The 17,634-nt window shown below is 68.9% G+C and carries 15 protein-coding genes and 1 pseudogene; 13 read left to right on the top strand and 3 right to left on the bottom strand.

Going from position 1 to position 17,634, the window contains the following annotated elements; genetic code table 11:
* Positions 1 to 26: 26 nt before the first annotated feature.
* The 9 genes from AS97_RS35400 (at position 27) to AS97_RS35360 (ending at position 11,968) form a co-directional block, all read left to right on the top strand.
* Complete coding sequence (locus AS97_RS35400) at positions 27 to 2,750, top strand: BTAD domain-containing putative transcriptional regulator (protein WP_210566300.1); 2,724 nt, start codon at positions 27 to 29, stop codon at positions 2,748 to 2,750.
* Between the two features lie 1,129 nt (positions 2,751 to 3,879).
* Positions 3,880 to 4,902, top strand: a complete 1,023-nt coding sequence (locus AS97_RS35395; protein WP_247204848.1) for an AAA family ATPase — start codon at positions 3,880 to 3,882, stop codon at positions 4,900 to 4,902.
* 69 nt (positions 4,903 to 4,971) lie between these two features.
* A complete protein-coding gene (locus AS97_RS35390; RefSeq protein ID WP_210566299.1) occupies positions 4,972 to 6,780 on the top strand; it encodes a hypothetical protein in 1,809 nt (602 codons plus the stop codon).
* Positions 6,781 to 7,487: 707 nt separating this feature from the next.
* Positions 7,488 to 8,207 (top strand): DUF317 domain-containing protein, encoded by a 720-nt coding sequence (locus AS97_RS35385; RefSeq protein ID WP_210566298.1) that lies wholly within the window; start codon positions 7,488 to 7,490, stop codon positions 8,205 to 8,207.
* Positions 8,208 to 8,402: 195 nt separating this feature from the next.
* Positions 8,403 to 8,873 carry a hypothetical protein gene (locus AS97_RS35380; protein ID WP_210566297.1) on the top strand — a complete coding sequence of 157 codons (471 nt, stop codon included), beginning with the start codon at positions 8,403 to 8,405 and terminating at the stop codon, positions 8,871 to 8,873.
* Positions 8,874 to 8,898: 25 nt separating this feature from the next.
* On the top strand, positions 8,899 to 9,300 hold the full coding sequence (locus AS97_RS35375; protein WP_210566296.1) for a hypothetical protein: 402 nt from the start codon (positions 8,899 to 8,901) through the stop codon (positions 9,298 to 9,300).
* 207 nt (positions 9,301 to 9,507) lie between these two features.
* Positions 9,508 to 10,002: a hypothetical protein gene (locus tag AS97_RS35370; RefSeq protein WP_210566295.1), complete on the top strand. Its 495-nt coding sequence runs from the start codon at positions 9,508 to 9,510 to the stop codon at positions 10,000 to 10,002.
* Positions 10,003 to 10,726: 724 nt separating this feature from the next.
* Positions 10,727 to 11,272 carry a GNAT family N-acetyltransferase gene (locus AS97_RS35365; RefSeq protein ID WP_210566294.1) on the top strand — a complete coding sequence of 182 codons (546 nt, stop codon included), beginning with the start codon at positions 10,727 to 10,729 and terminating at the stop codon, positions 11,270 to 11,272.
* 135 nt (positions 11,273 to 11,407) lie between these two features.
* Entirely contained in the window at positions 11,408 to 11,968 is a 561-nt protein-coding gene (locus tag AS97_RS35360; protein ID WP_210566293.1) for a GNAT family protein, read from the top strand.
* Between the two features lie 25 nt (positions 11,969 to 11,993).
* Here AS97_RS35360 and AS97_RS48705 read toward each other — a convergent pair whose 3' ends face one another.
* On the bottom strand, positions 11,994 to 12,122 hold the full coding sequence (locus AS97_RS48705; RefSeq protein ID WP_282615702.1) for a hypothetical protein: 129 nt from the start codon (positions 12,120 to 12,122) through the stop codon (positions 11,994 to 11,996).
* Between the two features lie 239 nt (positions 12,123 to 12,361).
* Between AS97_RS48705 and AS97_RS35355 the strand changes: the two genes are divergently transcribed.
* Positions 12,362 to 13,123 carry a class I SAM-dependent methyltransferase gene (locus AS97_RS35355; RefSeq protein WP_210566292.1) on the top strand — a complete coding sequence of 254 codons (762 nt, stop codon included), beginning with the start codon at positions 12,362 to 12,364 and terminating at the stop codon, positions 13,121 to 13,123.
* A 227-nt stretch (positions 13,124 to 13,350) separates the two neighbouring features.
* Here the strand turns inward: AS97_RS35355 and AS97_RS47835 are convergent.
* Positions 13,351 to 13,482 (bottom strand): annotated as a pseudogene (locus AS97_RS47835) (aminoglycoside phosphotransferase family protein); the annotation flags it as partial.
* A gap of 82 nt (positions 13,483 to 13,564) precedes the next feature.
* The gene (locus AS97_RS35350; RefSeq protein ID WP_210566291.1) at positions 13,565 to 14,383 is read right to left on the bottom strand and encodes a hypothetical protein; all 819 of its coding nucleotides are present in this window, start codon (positions 14,381 to 14,383) and stop codon (positions 13,565 to 13,567) included.
* Between the two features lie 283 nt (positions 14,384 to 14,666).
* On the opposite strand from AS97_RS35350, the gene AS97_RS35345 reads away from it, so the two are divergent.
* From AS97_RS35345 to AS97_RS35335, 3 genes are all read left to right on the top strand, one after another.
* Positions 14,667 to 15,716, top strand: coding sequence for a site-specific integrase (locus AS97_RS35345; protein ID WP_282615701.1), 1,050 nt, complete (start codon positions 14,667 to 14,669; stop codon positions 15,714 to 15,716).
* Positions 15,713 to 16,054, top strand: coding sequence for a helix-turn-helix transcriptional regulator (locus AS97_RS35340; RefSeq protein ID WP_210566289.1), 342 nt, complete (start codon positions 15,713 to 15,715; stop codon positions 16,052 to 16,054). The genes AS97_RS35345 and AS97_RS35340 overlap by 4 nt, the downstream gene beginning before the upstream one ends.
* A gap of 339 nt (positions 16,055 to 16,393) precedes the next feature.
* A complete protein-coding gene (locus tag AS97_RS35335; protein ID WP_210566288.1) occupies positions 16,394 to 17,599 on the top strand; it encodes a hypothetical protein in 1,206 nt (401 codons plus the stop codon).
* The last annotated feature ends 35 nt before the right edge of the window (positions 17,600 to 17,634 follow it).

Genomic DNA, 17,634 nt, shown 5'->3' with positions numbered 1-17,634 from the left:
GAAGCTGAAGAGGGGCGAATCCGCGTATGGCCTACCGATCCTCGTGGCGGGCGCGGCTACGCGCCGCCGTCACGGCCACCGGCACCAGCGCCATCATCCTCGCCCTCCTGGGCGGCATGCCGTACATCCTCTGGCAGGCGGCCGAAGTGCCGTGGCCCGACCGTATCGGCTCGTGGCGGAACCTGGGTGACCGGCTGACGCAGCCCGTCACCGATCTCGTGATGGTCGACCTGCTGGCGATGCTGGGCTGGGTGTGTTGGGCTGCGTTCGCCTACTCCATCCTGAAGGAAACCACCTGGTACGCGGCTCATCTGCCGAGGCTGCTGCGCGACCAAACGGCCCATGCGGCGCATGTGGACACTCTGCCTCTGCGACGCGCGTTCGCCGCAGTGTGCGTGGGCACACTCGTACTCGCCTTGATCAGCCTCTGGCGGCCCTCCGCCGCGCATGCTCACCAACACACCCCGGTTGGGGGCTTGCGTGCCGATGTCGCCTCGACGGCTCCTGCCCATCCGGGACCGGTGGAGGACGGACGCCCGCGGACGCGAGCAGTAGGCAGCGCCCAGCCCCGCTGTGTGGAGTACACCGTGGTGGAAGGCGACACCCTGTGGGACATCGCTGAAACCCACCTCGGGGATCCGCTGAAGTGGCCGCGGATCTACGCCCTGAACAAGACCCGCGTCCAGGCCGACGGTACGCGACTGACCGACCCCGATGTGATCACGCCCGGCTGGCAACTCGCCATCCCCATCACCGCTTCCGCCTCACCACCACGCCCTCCCACCCAGCCCACGCCCCCGCAAGCCAAGGCTTCCGCCCCGAGTAAGCCTGTCACCCCCACCACGGAGCCGACGCCGGACTTGGCTATGGAGCATGACGCCGACGGCCGAGCCACCAGCGAGCACACCACGAGCCACACGCGGCCAGGACCGGCCACGGTGAGCATCGGCGCGGCGGGCGCCATCGGCATCACCACTGCGGCCGGCCTCCTTGCCGCCCTGCGCTTCTTCCGCTTCTACCAGAGCAGATCCCGTCGTCCCGGTCTCGATGCGGAGCCCCCGCCGTTGAGCCCCGTGGTCGAACAAGCGGTTCTGGCCGCCCGCGAGGCCGCCTTGCCCCGAACCACCACTGCCGATCCAGACAGCTTGATCACACGCCGCACCCCGCCTCAACCAGCCCAGCCTCCCTCCACGGTGACTATCGGCACCGCCGGTCACGCTGAAGTCCCACTGGACGCCCTCGCGGAAGCCGGAGGATGCGCGTGGAATGGGCCCGGTGCTGAGGCAGCCGCCCGCGCGCTGGTGGTCGGCATCCTCAACGCGGCCGAACGCCAACGTCCTGGCACACCACGCGTCACAGGGGTCCTCACCCACGACCTGGCTGACCGGCTCCTGCCAGGTCTCCCGCCCGACTTCAGTGCCCTGACCACGGCCGAGGACCTGGACCACGCTGTCCGCCGCGGAGAAGAGCACCTCCTCGCGCACGCCCGCCACCGGCACGATACGCAAGAAGCCGGAGGCGAACCGCCCCTGGCAACCCCTGACGCCAAGGACGAGAAGCCCAGCCCAGGCACCTTGGTCTTCCTCGCCGAGCCGGATGCCGCGCACACTGGCCGCCTCACCGCACTGGCCGCCCGGGCCACGCATGGCAACCTCGTCGTCCTCACCCTGGGCGATCTGCCCGGCGCTGCCTCCTGGCATGTCGCGGCAGACGGCACCGTCAGCCGGGATAAGGAGAGCGGTGATCGGAGCAGTGGCCTGCGGTTGTTCCACCTCACCCCGCAGGCCGGCCGCGAAGTCCTGGACGTCCTCCTCACCGCGCACGATGAGCGACCGCGCCCGCGCATGGTCCCCGGCGCCCGAGCCCCCGCACACCTGCCGCAAGACGCGGACAGCGAGGATGCCGAGCAGGAGCCGGAAGACGATCCACCGGCTGTCCGAGCGGAGCCCGTAGGGCCCGTAAAACCACGAGAGCCAGGACCAGCCAAGCCAGTCCGCCTGAACGTTCTGGGACCGGTGACGCTCTACGCTCACCCGAACCCCGAGCCCGTCGGGCTAGGGCTGCGCGATGAAGTACGAGAATTCCTCGCCCTCCTCGCTGCCCATCCAGCCGGGCTGATCGCCGACGACATCGCGCGTCACCTCCGCCTCAGCGAGGATTCCGACCAGTCTGCGAAGGAACTCAAGAACCTTCGCCGGGCCGTAAGGCGCGCGCTCCGCTCAGCCACCGGGCACAGCAAAGCGGAATTCATCCAACTTCATGGAGAATTGCATAAACTCCATCTTGGCTTGATCGAAACCGACCTCGCTGCCTTCACCCAAACCCTCCAGCGCGCCGCGACCGCCACCGACGAAGCCTTGCGCCTGTCCGCCCTACGGCTCGCGGCGGACCTGTATCACGGCCCCTTTGCCCACGGCGGCGACTACCCCTGGTGTGACAGCATTCGCGAATCACTGGCGAGCAAGGCCGCCGACGCCGTCGCCCGCATCGCCCACCGCGCCGAGCACACCGGCACCCGGCAGGACGCCGATTCCGCACTCGCCCTGCTGGAGAAGGCCATCAGCCTCAGCCCCACCCACGAACTGCTCTACCAGCACGCCATCCGTCTGCACCAAGCCGCCGGACGCCACGACACCGCCCGCCACACCTTCACCCTCCTCACGCGCCACCTCAACGAACTCGGCCTCGAACCAGACCCCGCCACCCGAGCCCTGCTCACAGCACGCAGCCGCTCCGTCCACTCGGCATAGTCCAACTCTTCCCTGGATGCCCCGCGAATCCCGAGGCATCCATGCAGCAGCGGATGGACCAGCGAAGTGCCTGCATGGCTCGCTGGCGTTTCCCCCGTCGTTTCCGTAGTCGTTCCGGGGGCCGTTTCCGGGGCCGCCCTTGGATGCGACGCCCCCGCACACCGCATCACCGCAGTACAGGCCGTATACGAGCCGGACGCCGGCGAGGGCGACTGTATATCGGTGCAGAAACACATCCCGATCTACCTGAACCCGGCGGCCCCGGCCACCGCAACTCACCCTGCAACGGCTGCCCGCTCACCTGTCCGCAAGGCGTGCCCCGTCCTCAGCCACCTTCCATTCCTTAACCCCATAAGCTCCTCGCCGGTCGGCACGTTGCAGTCGGCCGACGCCTCGAGATGAGGCGCGGCCACCCAGGCGTAGCCGAGGGTGGCCGCGCCGGGTGGCCGCGCCGGGTGGCCGCGCCGGGTGGCCGCGCCGGGTGGCCGCGCCGGGTGGCCGCGCCGGGTGGCCGCGCCGGGTGGCCGCGCCGGGTGGCCGCGCCGGGTGGCCGCGCCGGGTGGCCGCGCCGGGTGGCCGCGCCGGGTGGCCGCGCCGGGTGGCCGCGCCGGGTGGCCGCGCCGGGTGGCCGCGCCGGGTGGCCGCGCCGGGTGGCCGCGCCGGGTGGCCGCGCCGGGTGGCCTGGGGAAGCGTCGTCCACCCGGCCGTGCACGACGCAAAGCGTCGTGCCCCCGCGAATTGCCATGAATTCCCGTCGCGAATTCACGAGAATTCCAGCAATTCTCAGCCCGAATTCTCGTCGAAACGACCCGCGAGTCGAGCTATATTAGTCGTGTTCCCGGGGATTCCGGGAAAGAAATCCAGGCCAACAGGGTCCGCCTGAATACGGATTACAGGTGGAGTATGCCCGAAAGGCTCAGGGATGCGAAAAGGGAAGACTGCGATGACCAGTGCCGCTCAGTTGTCTCCGACGCCCAACTCGGCCACACCGAACCCTCCGACAGGCCCGTCGGCCTCCACAACCCCGGTGAATGGGAAGGCCCGTCCGGGCGAGTTGCGGGCCCGTATCGCGAAGGCCCTGGTCGGGGGCCCGCCGGGGGCGCAGTTCAGTGTCACGGAGCTGGTCAACATGCTGGGGCATTCCGGCGGTGCGATCGGTAACGCGTGTGAAACCCTCGTACGCCGGGGTGAAGCGGTGCGAGTCGGTTTCAACCCCCGTATGTACCGGGCGACAGCGACCACCGCCGCAGCCGCCGCACAGGCCACGGCACCCGGGCCACCCGCCCCGGCTCGTACGCCCCCGGCCCCGCCCTCCACCGCTCGGCCGACGCCCGCCGTTGGCCCGCCGGGTGGGCGGCCCGGGCCGGTGACCCGCCCGAACGGGCAGCAGTACCACCCCAGGGCGCTGGCCAACCTCCCCGACGTTGAGGCGTTGCGGCGGCTGCGCGAGGCGGATGTGCCGGTGTTGCTCTACGGTCCGCCGGGGACGGGTAAGACCTCTCTGATCGAGGCCGCCTTTCCGGACCTGATCACGGTTGCCGGGGACGGTGACACGACGGTCGGTGACCTGATCGGGGAGTACACCCAGGATCAGCATGGTGGTTATGAGTTCATCTACGGGCCGTTGGTGACGGCTATGCAGGAGGGGCGGGCTCTGCTGCTGGACGATGCGACCCTGATCTCCCCGAAGGTGCTGGCAGCGCTGTATCCGGCGATTGACGGGCGGCGTCAGATTCAGGTCAAGGCGCACAAGGGTGAGACGATCTCCGCCGCCGAGGGCTTCTATGTCATCGCGGGCCACAACCCCGGGGTTCATGGCGCGGTGCTGACCGAGGCCCTCGCCAGCCGGTTCTCGGTACAGATCCAGGTGGGGTCGGACTACGACCTGGCGACCGCCTTGAAGATCAACAGGACAGCGGTACGGATCGCGAGGAACCTCGCCACCTGCCAGCAGGCCGGTGAAGTCGGCTGGGCGCCGCAACTACGCGAGTTGATCGCGTTTCAGAAGATCGCCGATGTCCTGGGCGCCGAGGCGGCCTTCGCCAATCTGGTCGGCATCGCCCCGCTCGAAGACCGCGACACCGTCGCCGAGATCGTCACCAAAGCGCTGGGTAAGCCGGTGACCGCCTTGTCCCTGGGCCGCCAACTCTGACCCGCACCTCCGGCCCATCGGCCACCGCCCCACCCGCCCCCGACGCCCGCAGAAAGGGACCGATCCGCCATGCCCACGCAGACCACCGCCCACGTACAGCACCAGCCGCCCGCACTGTCCGAGGCCGAATGGGCCCAGGCGAGGTGGGAGGACGACGGCGGCCCGCCGTTCGAACCCCGCCCGGCCGCACGGGCCGGGCAATGGGGCCGGATCGCCGCAGCCCTGACCGGACGGCTCCCCGAACTCGCGGACCGCAAGGACGTGATCGTCACCTGCCAGGACGGCACCCGCTCCGGCGCCCCGGGCGCCTTCTACCCCACCACGGCCGAGCTGGAGATCGATGCCGCCCTCTTCGCCCCGCTGCCACCGGCCACCATCAACCCCGACCGACGCGGTGATGAGGAACGCTACCCGGCCGCCTGGGGAGTCCTGGTCCACGAGGCCGCGCACGCCGCGCACAGCATCTGGACCACCCCGCCCAATCTGCGCGGGACCGCGCTGGACAGGGCGGCCCAGCTGTTGGAGGAGTCCCGCGCCGAACGCGCTCATCTCACCCGCCGCCCCGCCGACCGCCCGTTCCTGCGATCGGCCACCCAAACCCTCATCCTCGCCGACATCACCGCGCAGACCCCCAGCGACCGCTGGCAGGCCGCCCGGGCCGCCGGTCTGATCCTCGCCCGCAGGGATGCCGGAATCCTCGACCCGGACGAAACCGAACCCCTCGAACAGGCCGTGACCAGCATCCTCGGCCCCGACCTGCTGGACACCCTCACCCAGATCTGGACAGCGGCCCACGCCACCGCCGACGACGACGCGCCCGGCATGCTGGATCACGCGCACGCCTGGTGCCAAGCCCTCGGCACACCAGCCACCGCACCCGAACCCACCGGCAGCGGCCCACGGGGCGAACTCGCCGAGGCCATCGGGAGAGTGGCGGTACGGGTGCAGGCGAACGAAGCCACGCAGGCCGCCGCACAGGCACGGGTCGCCGCCGCCCGAACCGCCCGGGCCGAGGCGAAAGCCGCCCAGGCCACCCACGAACGGCAAGCGGCCAAAACGGCGGAACGGGTCTTCTCGCCCGGAGCACGACCGTTCACACCCGGCAAACCCCGCAAGCGCGCCACCTCGTCCCCCGTGACCGGCACCCGGCTGCCGACCGCAGCCGAGAAGGCCGCCGCCGGACAGCTCGCCAGGGCCCTGCGAACCGCCGCCTACCGCGAACGCACCACCACCCACACCCCCTCAGCCGCCCCACCCGGTCGCCTCAACATGCGCCAAGCACTCGCCCGGGAAGCCCAGAAGGCGGCCGGAGCCACCCCCACGGCCACACCCTGGACCCGGACCCAGCGCCGCCCCAACCCCACACCGCCACTGCGCGTGGGGATCGCGGTCGACGTGTCCGGATCCATGAACAGCGCAGCAGACCCGATCGCCTCGGCCGCCTGGATCCTGACCAAAGCCACCGCACTGACCGACCCCGACTCACGCACCGCCACCGTGGCCTACGACCGGGCCCTGACCGCCATCACCGTACCCGGCCACGCCCCCACCAGGGTCACCCGCTTCGAGGCCAGAGGGCTGGGACACAGCCTCGCCGAGGCCATCGATGCCCTGTGCGCCGGGCTCGCCCTCACCCAGCCCGGAACGGGCCGCCTGCTGGTCATCGCCTCCGACGGCTACTACCACCCCGACGAAGCCACCCGCGCAGCCCAACGCATCACCACCCTGAAGAACGCCGGGTGCGCGGTGCTATGGCTCGCCTTCGCCCCCGACCCGTGCCCGCTGCCGGGCGCCACGCTGCTGGAAGTGACCCACCCGGCCCAGGCCATCACCGCGATCGTCAAAGCCGCGACCACCGCCCTCACCACCACCCGATAGCCGCGCCGCCGCACCGCCCGCGCACCAGACCCCGCACCCCCGGCCCAACCGGGCCGGGGCGCCGCCCCCACCTGTAGCCCCCAAGTCGGCTGCCTGGCCTCGTCGAACCCGGCACACGCAGGCCATCACACACCCCACGACACGATGCGTCGCCCACCCGTGGAATACCCCTCCGATACGGTCGTGAATTCGCGATAATTCCAGCAATTCGCAGCCGCCATCAATGTCGACCGACCCCCGATATCGAGCTACATTGGTCGCATTCCCGGCAATAGCCGGAATCGGAAATTCGCAGAGAATTAACTGGAAGAAGCTGCTACGGGAGACGTGTGCCCATGAGGCTGGGCGATAAGGAGTGTGGTCGAATTCGGATTCAAAGGCAGGCAAAAGAGGCCGCAGGCTAAGTACCACCTGAAGTGCCCAGCAGTCCTGGCAGAGGTCCCGACCGAAGGCCTGCTGCTCCGCCTCGACGACCGGATGACAACACACTGCCCCCGATTTCCCTATTCCATTCACAAGGAGCGACAGGTCATGTCACATCACCAACACGCCACATACCGCGACACATTCCCGCGTCGCCGCCACCAGCGATCGGGAGAGAACACTGCCATTCCGGTGGCCGGAACGGCGAGACCGCGAATACCTCACCACCCGAAACGACGCCGACAGCACGGATCTCCCACCCGATACCCCGCCAGGAGTTCATCATGCAGGACCGGAATCGCCCCAGCACGCCGCTCTATCTGATCGCGCCCCGTTACCTCGCAGGGCCTGAGCCCGCCGCTGTGACCACAGCCGACGACGTGCTCCTGGCAGCCGGATGGAAGGCCATCCGCGAGCCGTGCCATACCGACTACCGCGACCCCAGCGGCCAGCGCCACGCGCGCCACCTCCGCAGCCGGGCCGAGCAGCCCGGGAAGCCTTTGATGGCCTGGGAGTTCACGGCCAGTCCTTGCCCCGCCGCACGTGTGACCTGGACAGCGTGGTTCTCCCACGACACCCCACCCGAAATCACCGCCGCGTTCGCCGCCGCCGTAGCCGACGACACCCCCGGGCTCGCGCCGAAGGACGGTCCGAGCTACCTCCTGCCGCCCCAATCCCCCCACAAGGCCACCGAGGCACTCGCCGCAGCCGGATGGATCCGCGACATCGGCCGCCAAGACGACTCCTGGTACGCCCCCAACGAGCAGGCCGTCGTCGTCACCGCCACCGTCCCCGGCGCCACCGGGAAGGGCGGAGCGAACTGGCTGTGCGCCGCCCGCCGCGCCGCCGACGCCATGGTGCTGTGGGTCGCCGTAGCCTCCCCGGCCACCCCAACCCACCTGATGGCCGCCCTATGCCGCGCCCTCACCGACCCGGCCCCGGTCCCGCGCCACACCCTCCCTGATCCCGAGATCGGCGCACTGACCGTCACCCCGTGCCCCTGAACACCACCCTGCTCAAGCCCTGTTCCGCGTACGCAGGAGGAGCGATCGGTGCCCAGACCACCTCCGAAAGTTCATGGGCCTGTGCCAGGGAACGCACCCGCATCCGCCCAACCTGACCGCCACCTACCCGAGCCGCCTCCCGGCAACTCCCCAAGCCGCCCCCGCCAGCACCGGCCCACAAGGAGAACACCGCCCATGACCTCCATCGCCGAACAAGCCCAGGCAGCCTCCGCCTTCATCCAGCAGACCGCCGCCGCCAGCGAATACGGACCCCACCGCGGCCTCGACCACGCCCGCACCGCCGTACGCCTCGCCAGCACCCTCGGCCTCAGCCTCCACCACATCACCATCACCCCGGACAGCAAGCGCCGCACCACACCCGGCGAACCCCTCCTGGCCATCGCCACCCGCCCGACCACCCGTACCCAATACACCTTCCTCGCCCGCTACCCCCTCTACGAGGACGAGCCCTTCGAACTCCTCGGCCCCTGTCCCGTGTGCGCCGCACCCGTACCGCTGGCCACCGTCCGCCACCTCGCCGACCTCGGCACCCACCTGACCACCGGACCAGCCCCACTCAGCAACGGCCCAACCCCCGCCACCTACCCCGACACCTTCGACACCGACGAAGCACACGCCCCGACCTGCCGCTACGGCGCGGCATGAGCCCCCAAGCGAAAGGGCGCCCCCCATGGACAGTCCCCTCAGCAACCCACGGTCCCACACCAGCCCATCCACCCACACCGGTCCCGGCGAAACCGTCCTGCGCACCGCCTTGGGCAACGACGGCTACGCAACGCTGCGCCGCCACCGCCGCCTCACCGACACCGCGCTGGGGCCCCTGGCCGAACTGCTCTGGACCACCGCACAAGAAGCCGATCACCTCCACGGCGAGCTGCGCTACTACGCCAGGAACACCTGCGACCACCTACGCCACGTCCCAGCCCACGCGAACCAGACCGAGACCGTTCCGCTCGGATTCCTGCAACACACCAGCCGCGCCATCGACGTGAACGCCACCCGCTACGCACAACAGATGAACCAGCTCAACCAGGTCATCGAAGCCTACAAACTCGCCCTCCTCGCCGCATAACCGGCATCTCCCCAGCACCCGCCGCCTCCCGCAGGGCACCGCCGTACCTCGAGCCGCCACGGCCTACGAACAGTCCGCCGAGCACCCGCGCTCCGACTGTCGGAACCACAGTGCCAACCCGCCGCGCGCATTCCCCACGCCACCGCCATGTGCTACTGCGCGCACCCGCCGGACAGCGCCGAACACCGGATGAAAGGAACCGCCTCCATGACGACGCCTGACCTCCACCACCACCGCGCCCTGGTCCACAAGATCCTCACCCAAAGCCAACGCCTCCTCATGCGCGACGCCGTCAGCGCACGATCCGCACTCGCGAGCGTGCTGAACACCGCAACCGAACACGTCTGCAACAAGCACGCCACCCGCATCTCACCCCACCACGCCGCATGGCTCGAAGCAGAAGCCGCCTCCCACCTGATCAACGCCGCCGGATGGCAGCTCACCGGCCTGACTGACCCCACCCTCCCGCACTACCTAACTCGCCTCGACCAACGCCCCTACCCGGCACGGCTGCGCCTGCTGGACACCGCAGCCCACCGCGCCAACCCCGACCGCCCAATTACGCCACCCACCTTCTCCCTGCCCCAGCAGCGCACCGGTGCCCCCACGGCAAGCCGTAGACGTGTGGGCCCCTGCCCGTGCGTGTGCAACAGCGGCGGCTCCTGCGGCGGCTGCGGACACGCGGGGTGCGGTGGCCGGTAACGCGATCACATGAGGAGCTCTGTCAGCGGCCCGTACGACGACCGCTGACAGGGCCCTTTCCATGTATGCCATTGGGAGAGTCAACGGGTCGGGTCTTGCCGTGGATGATCTGGACGAGCTGTTCCAGGATTTCCGCGGCGCGCCCAGCGGTCTCGGGGTCTTCCAGCATCGTCAATAGCTCGTCAACCCGCGCGCGGACCAAAACGCTCTGCGCTGCGGGCGCCTCACCTTGGTCGCGCAGCAGGGCTGCACGGAGTTCCCTGTAGGGGCGTCAGGCGTGTAAAGCCAGTCAGTATGCCGATCAAGCCACCACTACAGGCCCAACGGCGGATCCAACATGCGAGCGACTCGATGGCGAGCCGCGAGCTCGTGCTGTTCCAGCAATCCAACGACCGACGGCATCCGCAACCTCCCGGGGAGCGACGACACGATCACCACTTTCTCCAGATCACCGGCCCTACGCCTGAACAGCGAAAACACCGCCCTCAGATTCGGAACCACAACAGCCACCAAGAACCGCGTCGGCCATCTCGAAGTGCGCATCCGCCCGGGTGTGTACCGGCGCAGAGCAGTTGTTCCGCAGGTGTCGTATGCCTGGTCTCAGAGAGCAGGTGAATTCTCGGCTCGCTGAGCGATGCCTTGGGTTGAAGCGGACTGTTGAGTCGGTGGGGTCCAACGCGTCGCCGTCTTGATCGCTGCCGAGTCGCTGGCTAGCTTGACCGGCGTGACTGACCTCAGACCCCTCGCCTGGCCTCCTGCCCCGATAAAGACCGAGCGGCTCGTACTCCGCGAGTCCGAGGCCCGGGACCGCGCAGCGGTCATCGAGCTGAACGCCTCGCCAGAGGTGGGCACCTACCTCGGTGGTCCTCGACCGCGTGCCGAGCTTGAACGCACGATGCCGGAGGTGCCCGGGCGGCGCCCTGGCTTCTTCGTGGTCGAGCTGGATGGAGCGGCGATCGGCACAATCCAGCTCGACCCGCAAGACCCGGAGCGTCCGGGAAACCGCCTGGAGGCAGGGGACACCGAGCTCGGCTACCTATTCCTGCCGCAGGCGTGGGGACGCGGGTACGCCACCGAGGCGTGCACAGCGGCACTCGACTGGTTTGCCGGCGCGCTTCCCGGTGAGCCGGTGGTGCTCTACACCCAGACTGCCAACGTCCGCTCGATGCGCCTCGCGGCGAAGCTCGGGTTCACCGAGCTGGAGCGATTCGAGGCGTACGGCGCCGAGCAGTGGTTCGGGGTGTGGTCTTCGACCGCGCCGTTCGCCTGAGCTCGTGCTCGACAGTGCGGATCTACGAGGCCACCGATCGGTCGTCGACCTCGGCCCGCGGACCTCGCGGAACACGTCGGAGGGGATGCGTACGGTGATGGGGAGCTCAGACGGACGGCTGCATAAGATCCCTGGATGGCAATCAGCAGCTACCTTTTGCAAGGACCGCGGGTGGCCATCCGCCACGTCTGCCGTCAGGACAACGACGAGCTGACGGTGCTGGCTCAAGACAGCGCCGAGATGCTCCAGCGCTGGCTGGGCGCCCGGGACACCACGGAGGCAGCGTTCGAAAGCCGCCTTCAACGGTTCGAGCAGCCCACGCATGAAGGCTTCGTGATCTGCCTGCGCAGCACCGGCGCCATTGTTGGCGGGGTCAACATCAACAACATCGTCCGAGGCACCCTCCAGAGCGGAACTCTGGGCTACACCGCGTACGCCTCTACGACCGGCCACGGCTACATGGCCGAAGGGCTCGGGCTCCTCATCCAGCATGCCTTCGGCGAGCTGGGTTTGCACCGGCTGGAAGCCAACATCCAGCCCGACAACACCCCCTCGCTGGCCTTGGTCAAGCGTCTGGGCTTCGAGCGCGAGGGCTATTCGACCGCCTTCCAGTTCATCAACGGCGAATGGCGAGACCACGAGCGCTGGGCCATCACCGCGGAGACGGCAGGGGAGGCCGCACAGCCTGATGGGTGAAGGCACCTTTCAGGTCTGCACATGATCAGCTGCCGTCTCGACGGCTGGCGATGTACTCGGTCCAGTTGCGCTTGACGAACTTCGTCCAGTCCATCGCGTTGTCGACGCTGGTCCCGGTGAGGGCGGTGTTATCGACAGAGTGAACGAGAGCCACTCGGGCAACGGAAATGAGAGCCGCTTGCACCCTTGTGAATTGGCGGTTGGAGCCTCAGCTCTCGGGATGCCTGCAACGCCGGATGTCACTCGTTCGAGCGACGCGGTGCAGGGGAAGCCTGGTGCTCGAGCAACCCTTAGTGACTCCGAGAGCGTCTCGGGTGCGGCAGCAGCCGACGCATGCGCCGGGACAGCGATATCCGGTCGCCGATCCACGGGCCGAGCTGGGACGGTTCAGGTATGACAGGAACGTTTGAGGATCTGGTGGCGGAGGCGGAGTCGGCCCCAGTGGAGGGCTGGGACTTCTCCTGGCTGCAGGGGCGGGCCATCGAACAGCGCCCGTCGTGGGGCTACCAGCGTCTGATGGGTGAGCGGATGGCACGGGCCTCGGCCGCGTTGGACATCCAGACCGGTGGCGGGGAGGTTCTGGCCGGGGTGCCGAAGCTGCCGCCGCTGGTGGTGGCCACGGAGTCCTGGCAGCCGAACATCGCCAAGGCCACCCCGCTGCTGCATCCACTGGGAGTGGTGGTCGTCGCAGACGAGGACGAGCCGCCGCTGCCGTTCGCCGACGAGGCATTTGACCTGGTGGTCAGCCGACACCCAGTGACCGTCTGGTGGGAGGAGATCGCCCGGGTGCTCCGGCCGGGCGGCGCGTACTTCTCCCAGCAGGTCGGCCCTGCCAGCGTCTTCGAGCTGGTCGAGTACTTCCTCGGCCCGCAGCCGGAGGAGGTGCGCCGCAAACGGCACCCCGACGACGCCCGTTGGGCGGCCGAGGCGGCCGGGCTGAAGGTCGAGGACCTGCGCTCGGAGTCCCTGCGCACCGAGTTCTTCGACGTCGGCGCGGTGATCTACTTCCTGCGGAAGGTGATCTGGATGGTGCCGGGGTTCACCGTCGACCAGTACCGGGACCGGCTGCGGCAGCTGCACGACCAGATCCAGAGCGAGGGTCCGTTCGTCGCCCACACCGCGCGGTTCCTCATCGAGGCCCGCAAGCCCGCCTGACACCGGACCCACCGCCGTGGGTAGAGAGCCACTTCCCAGCGGCCGCTGTGATGACAACAAGCCGGCCCGTCGATGGATACCGCCGTTCGGCCTACCTCGCTGACGGGCGTGACGGCACCGGAACGGTCGGACGAGCCTGACACCACTGTGTGAAAGGTGGCTCTCAATCTCACTGCCCGACTGGCTCCCAAACGACCTGCCCAAAACAAGGGCGGCGAGGATTGAGGGCCGAGCGCCGTCCCCGGGACCGCGGCGATCGCAAGCACGGGCGGCTTGCGCCACAGGACCTTCGGAGTCGGGACCGGCGCCAGGGCCATCGCCTCGACGTCGATACGTGCCTGATCGGCGTCCATCTTCAGGTCCTGATGACTCCAAGCTGAGGGGCCGGGTACCGTCCCAACTGAGTGGCGGGTACCCGGCCGCTGGTCCGTTCGTGCCGGTCTATGCCTCGCTGCTCCTGGTTGCTGCCGTGGTGATGCGGTAGGTGCGTGGGCGTTCGGTGACCTGTTCGGTGATGCCTTGCTTGGTCAGGGTGACCAGGGCGTTGGCGATGGCGCCGGAACTTTTCTCAATGATTCGGCTGATGCGTGTGGCGGTGAATGCTTCGTCGGGGTGGGCGGTGAGGTGGCCGATGACCATCTGGCGCAGGGCGCCAGGGGCGAGGCGGGTCCGGTAGCCGTTCTGGTTGACGGTCGGCTGGATCTCTTCCGTCTTTGTGTCCTCCGAGGCTGCCTCGCGTGTCGGAGGTTCGGACGCGGGCGCCGGCGCATCGTCGTTTTCTGCTCCATGTGGGGGTTCGCTCGCAGAACCCTGCTCCCTTTCTTCATCAGGGCCGCTGTGTGCTGATGTGTCGTCCGAGGGTGCGGACGGCTCTGCCGTGGGTGCGGGGTGGTCGTGGTGCTCGGTGGGCGACTCGTGGCTGTCGTTGTCAGCGGTCGGTGGCTCGTCCGTCGTGTCCGGTGGGGTGCTGGTGTCAGGGTCGGGTGTGGGCGTGGGTGTGGGGTACCAGTAGTTGGCGGGGCGGCCGCTGCCGTCAGGAGCGGCGCTCTCTCGGTGGGCGAGGCCGGTCTGTTCAAAGTGGCGGAGGGCCTTGGTCGTGGTGGAGCGGCCGGTACCGGCGGCTTGGGCGAGGGTGGTGCTGGTGGTGCCGGGCTGGTTGTTCAGTGCGGCCCATACGTCGGCGGTGGCGCCGGATAGCTGAGGGGGGTCGGGTTGGTTGGGGGTGGTTGTGGTGTTTTCGGCGTTGGTGGTGGTTGGCATGGTGGGGTCTCCCGCGTGGGGTGGTGGGTGGTTGTGGAGAGAGCCCCGGCCGGGGTTTGCTCGCGGCGCGTGGCCTACGCGGTGGTCTGTGCGACAACCCGTGAGTTCCGGATCTGTCTGTTTCCGGGCAGGGCTCGTCGGGCCTTGAGGGCCGGGGGCTTTGGTGAGGAGTGGCCGTTGGAGTTGGCCGGCGAGGTAACTTCAGGAATCCCGAGTCGTTCTCATGTCAGCCGATGGATCCGGTGTCGGCGTGAAGTGGAGGGGGCTCGGGTTGAGTCTCGTGGTGGTCCGTGATCTTCGGGACGTTCGGGGGCCCGCGGATCCGGAGATACTGGCGGCGCTGGAGACCGACTTGTTCGCGGAGTTCGTGCTGGCCCGTTCCGCCGCTGGGCTGAGTGATGACACCATCCGTGGCGACGTGATCAACCTGGAGCAGGTGCGGGACTGGTTCGGGCGGCCGCTGTGGGAGATGGAGCCGCAGGATGCGGATATGTACTTCGGCAGGGTTCTGCGCAACGCGGCTCAGGGCACTCGGCTGGCCAGGGCCGGGGCGTTGACTACGTACTTCGAGTTTCTGGAGTTGCGGCACAAGGCGGAGTTGCACCGTGTGACGGGGCGGGTGATCGAGTGCCCGGTCGATGAGATGAACCGTCCGCGGGGCGCCAAGGACGCGCGGTTGCGGATCCCACCGACCGGCGAACAGATGGAGGCGTTCTTCGCCGGCTGGCGCCGGGAACTCGCCGAGTGCCGCAAGTTCGCCCCCAGTGCCCGTAATTTCGCTGCCGCGCGGGTGATGGCTGCCGTCGGACTGCGTGTGAACGAGGTCCGCCACCTGGATTGGGACGATGTGAAGTGGCATCTGGGCCGGTTCGGCAAACTCCACGTCCGGATGGGCAAGGGGGCGCGGGGGTCGGGCCCCAGGGAGCGTTTGGTGCCGTTGATCAATGGTGCGGATCGGGTGCTGAGGTGGTTTGCGGAGGATGTGTGGGGCCTGCTGGATGAGGACCATCTGCGGCCGGGGGCTCCGCTGTTCCCTTCCGAGCGGCGGGCTACCAGGGTCACGTCCGACTGCCTGCGCCAGGCTCTCAAGCGCGCCGCCCAGGACCATCTTCCGGCTTACCGAGGCAAGTTGACGCCGCATGTTCTGCGGCACTACTGCGCTTCCGAGCTCTACCGGGGCGGAATGGATCTGTTGGCCGTGCAGGAACTGCTCGGCCATTCCTGGGTGGCGACCACGATGCGTTACGTTCATGTGCACCGCGCAGAGATTGAACGGGCCTGGTTGGAGGGCCACCGCCGGACCGAGTCCCGCTGGGAGGGGTTGCTCGGATGAAGTGGAATCTTCGGCTGGCAGCGGCGAACCGGGGCATCTGGAAAGCCAGTGAGCTGCAAAGGATGCTGGCCGAGCACGGGCTGGTGATCTCTGCGGGGAAGATGTCGGGGCTGTGGTCCGGGCAACCGGTCAGCCTCAAGCTCGCCGATCTCGATGTCATCTGCGTCGTGCTGGGCTGTGAGATCGGTGAGCTGCTCGTCCCGGAACCTGAGCGGGTCCAGCGTGTCGAGGCGGAACGGGAAGGCGTGCGGCGTGCTGCCGTGCCGGGCGACGGGCCCGGCACGGTCAGGGCGATCGCGCCGCGTCGCGGCGGTGGCCGTTCCCTGCCGCCATTGTGAAAGGCCCGGAGCTTCGCGATGAGCCATGACGGGCGGCCGGGCAGCTGTATCGACTGTCTGGCCTGGGGAGTTCTGCCCGGCCGTCGTTGCTGGGCCTGTTACTCGTGGCGGCGTCAGACCCCCGGACCGGCCAAGCCGTGCCGTTCGTGCGGCCGGGTCCTGGTCTGCCGCGAGGGCCAGTGCCGGTTGTGCCGTATCGAGACCGGTGGTCGCGGGCAGCAGCTGTTCTTCGCGCAGATGCGCAGGGCGCTCGCGCGGCAGGGTCGCCGACCCTCCATACCACCTCTGGAGTCCCGCCCGCCTGTCATGGCCCGCGATCCGGCTCGCGGGTGGCGCCAGATGCCGCTGTGCGTACACCCTCGCGATCTGCGACGACGCACCTGGGATGCTCACGCGGAGGAACTGGCGTGGGCCCGGTCGGGGGCCGACGCGCTGGCCGGGCCGCGCGGCTGGAACCGCTACATCGTCGTCGACGTCAAGCAGGCGCTGGGTGTGGTGCTGGCGCACCGCCGGCCCGGAGAGATGGTCCTGCACTCGGAGATCGCGCCGATCCTGAGCGGACGCGGGCTGAGCGTGCGGCGCACCGTCGAACTCCTGGAGCACCTGGACTTGCTGGCCGACGACCGTGTTCCCGCTGTCGTCCGGTGGGTGGAGGAGGTCACGTCCGGCTTCGAGTCGGGCCTGCGCGATCCGGTGCGGGCCTGGGCCATGACCCTGCTGGAGGGTGAGGAGCGCACCCGTCCCCGGCAGGAGGGCACCGTGCGCCGCTACCTCGCCCGGCTGCTGCCCGTCCTGACCACGTGGTCCGCCACCATCGGCCACCTGCGTGAAGTCACCCGCGGCGATATCGACGAAGCCGTCGCCGGGTACCACGGTCAGCAAGCCGAGACCCTGCTGACGGCGCTGCGTTCGCTGTTTCGGCACTGCCGCCGCACCCGGACAATCTTCACAGACCCCACGCGGGGCATTCGACGCACTCGTTCGCCCTGGACACTGAAGGTGCCCCTGCCCCAGCAGGCAACCAGCACCGTCATCCGCACCGTTCAGGCCAGTGGAAGTCCTCGTGCGGCGGTCGTGGTGGCGCTGGCGGCAATCCACGCGGCCCGGCTCAAGGCGATCCGCCACATCCAGATGGATGACATCGACTTCGCCAGCCGGCGACTCGTGATCGACGGGCACAGCCGTCCCCTCGATGAGCTCACCGAGCGCGCGGTCCGGGCGTGGCTTGCCTACCGGCGTGAGCACTGGCCGCACTCGCCCAACCGGCATCTGCTGATCTCCAAGCACACGGCAGCCGAAGCCAGTCCCATGTCGCACTTCGCCTTGGAGGAGATCCTGCGGGGCAGCGGTGTGAGCCTCGAACAACTCCGCATCAACCGGACGCTGGAGGAAGCACTCGCACACGGCGGCGACCCCCTGCACCTGATGGCCGTCTTCGGGATGAGCGACACCGCCGCGATCCAGTACGCGACCAACGCCCGTGCCCTTCTGCACGAACCCACCGCCGACATGGGTCACCACGACACACACCGAATCCACGGCTGAACCTCCCTCCTGACGCATCTGGACCCGTGGGTTCA

Origin of the sequence: Streptomyces sp. AgN23, assembly GCF_001598115.1 — a bacterium.
In the GTDB taxonomy this organism is placed as follows: domain Bacteria; phylum Actinomycetota; class Actinomycetes; order Streptomycetales; family Streptomycetaceae; genus Streptomyces; species Streptomyces antimycoticus.
The sequence above is the reverse complement of the archived record's forward strand: the minus strand, read 5'-3'. Positions and strand labels throughout refer to the sequence as shown.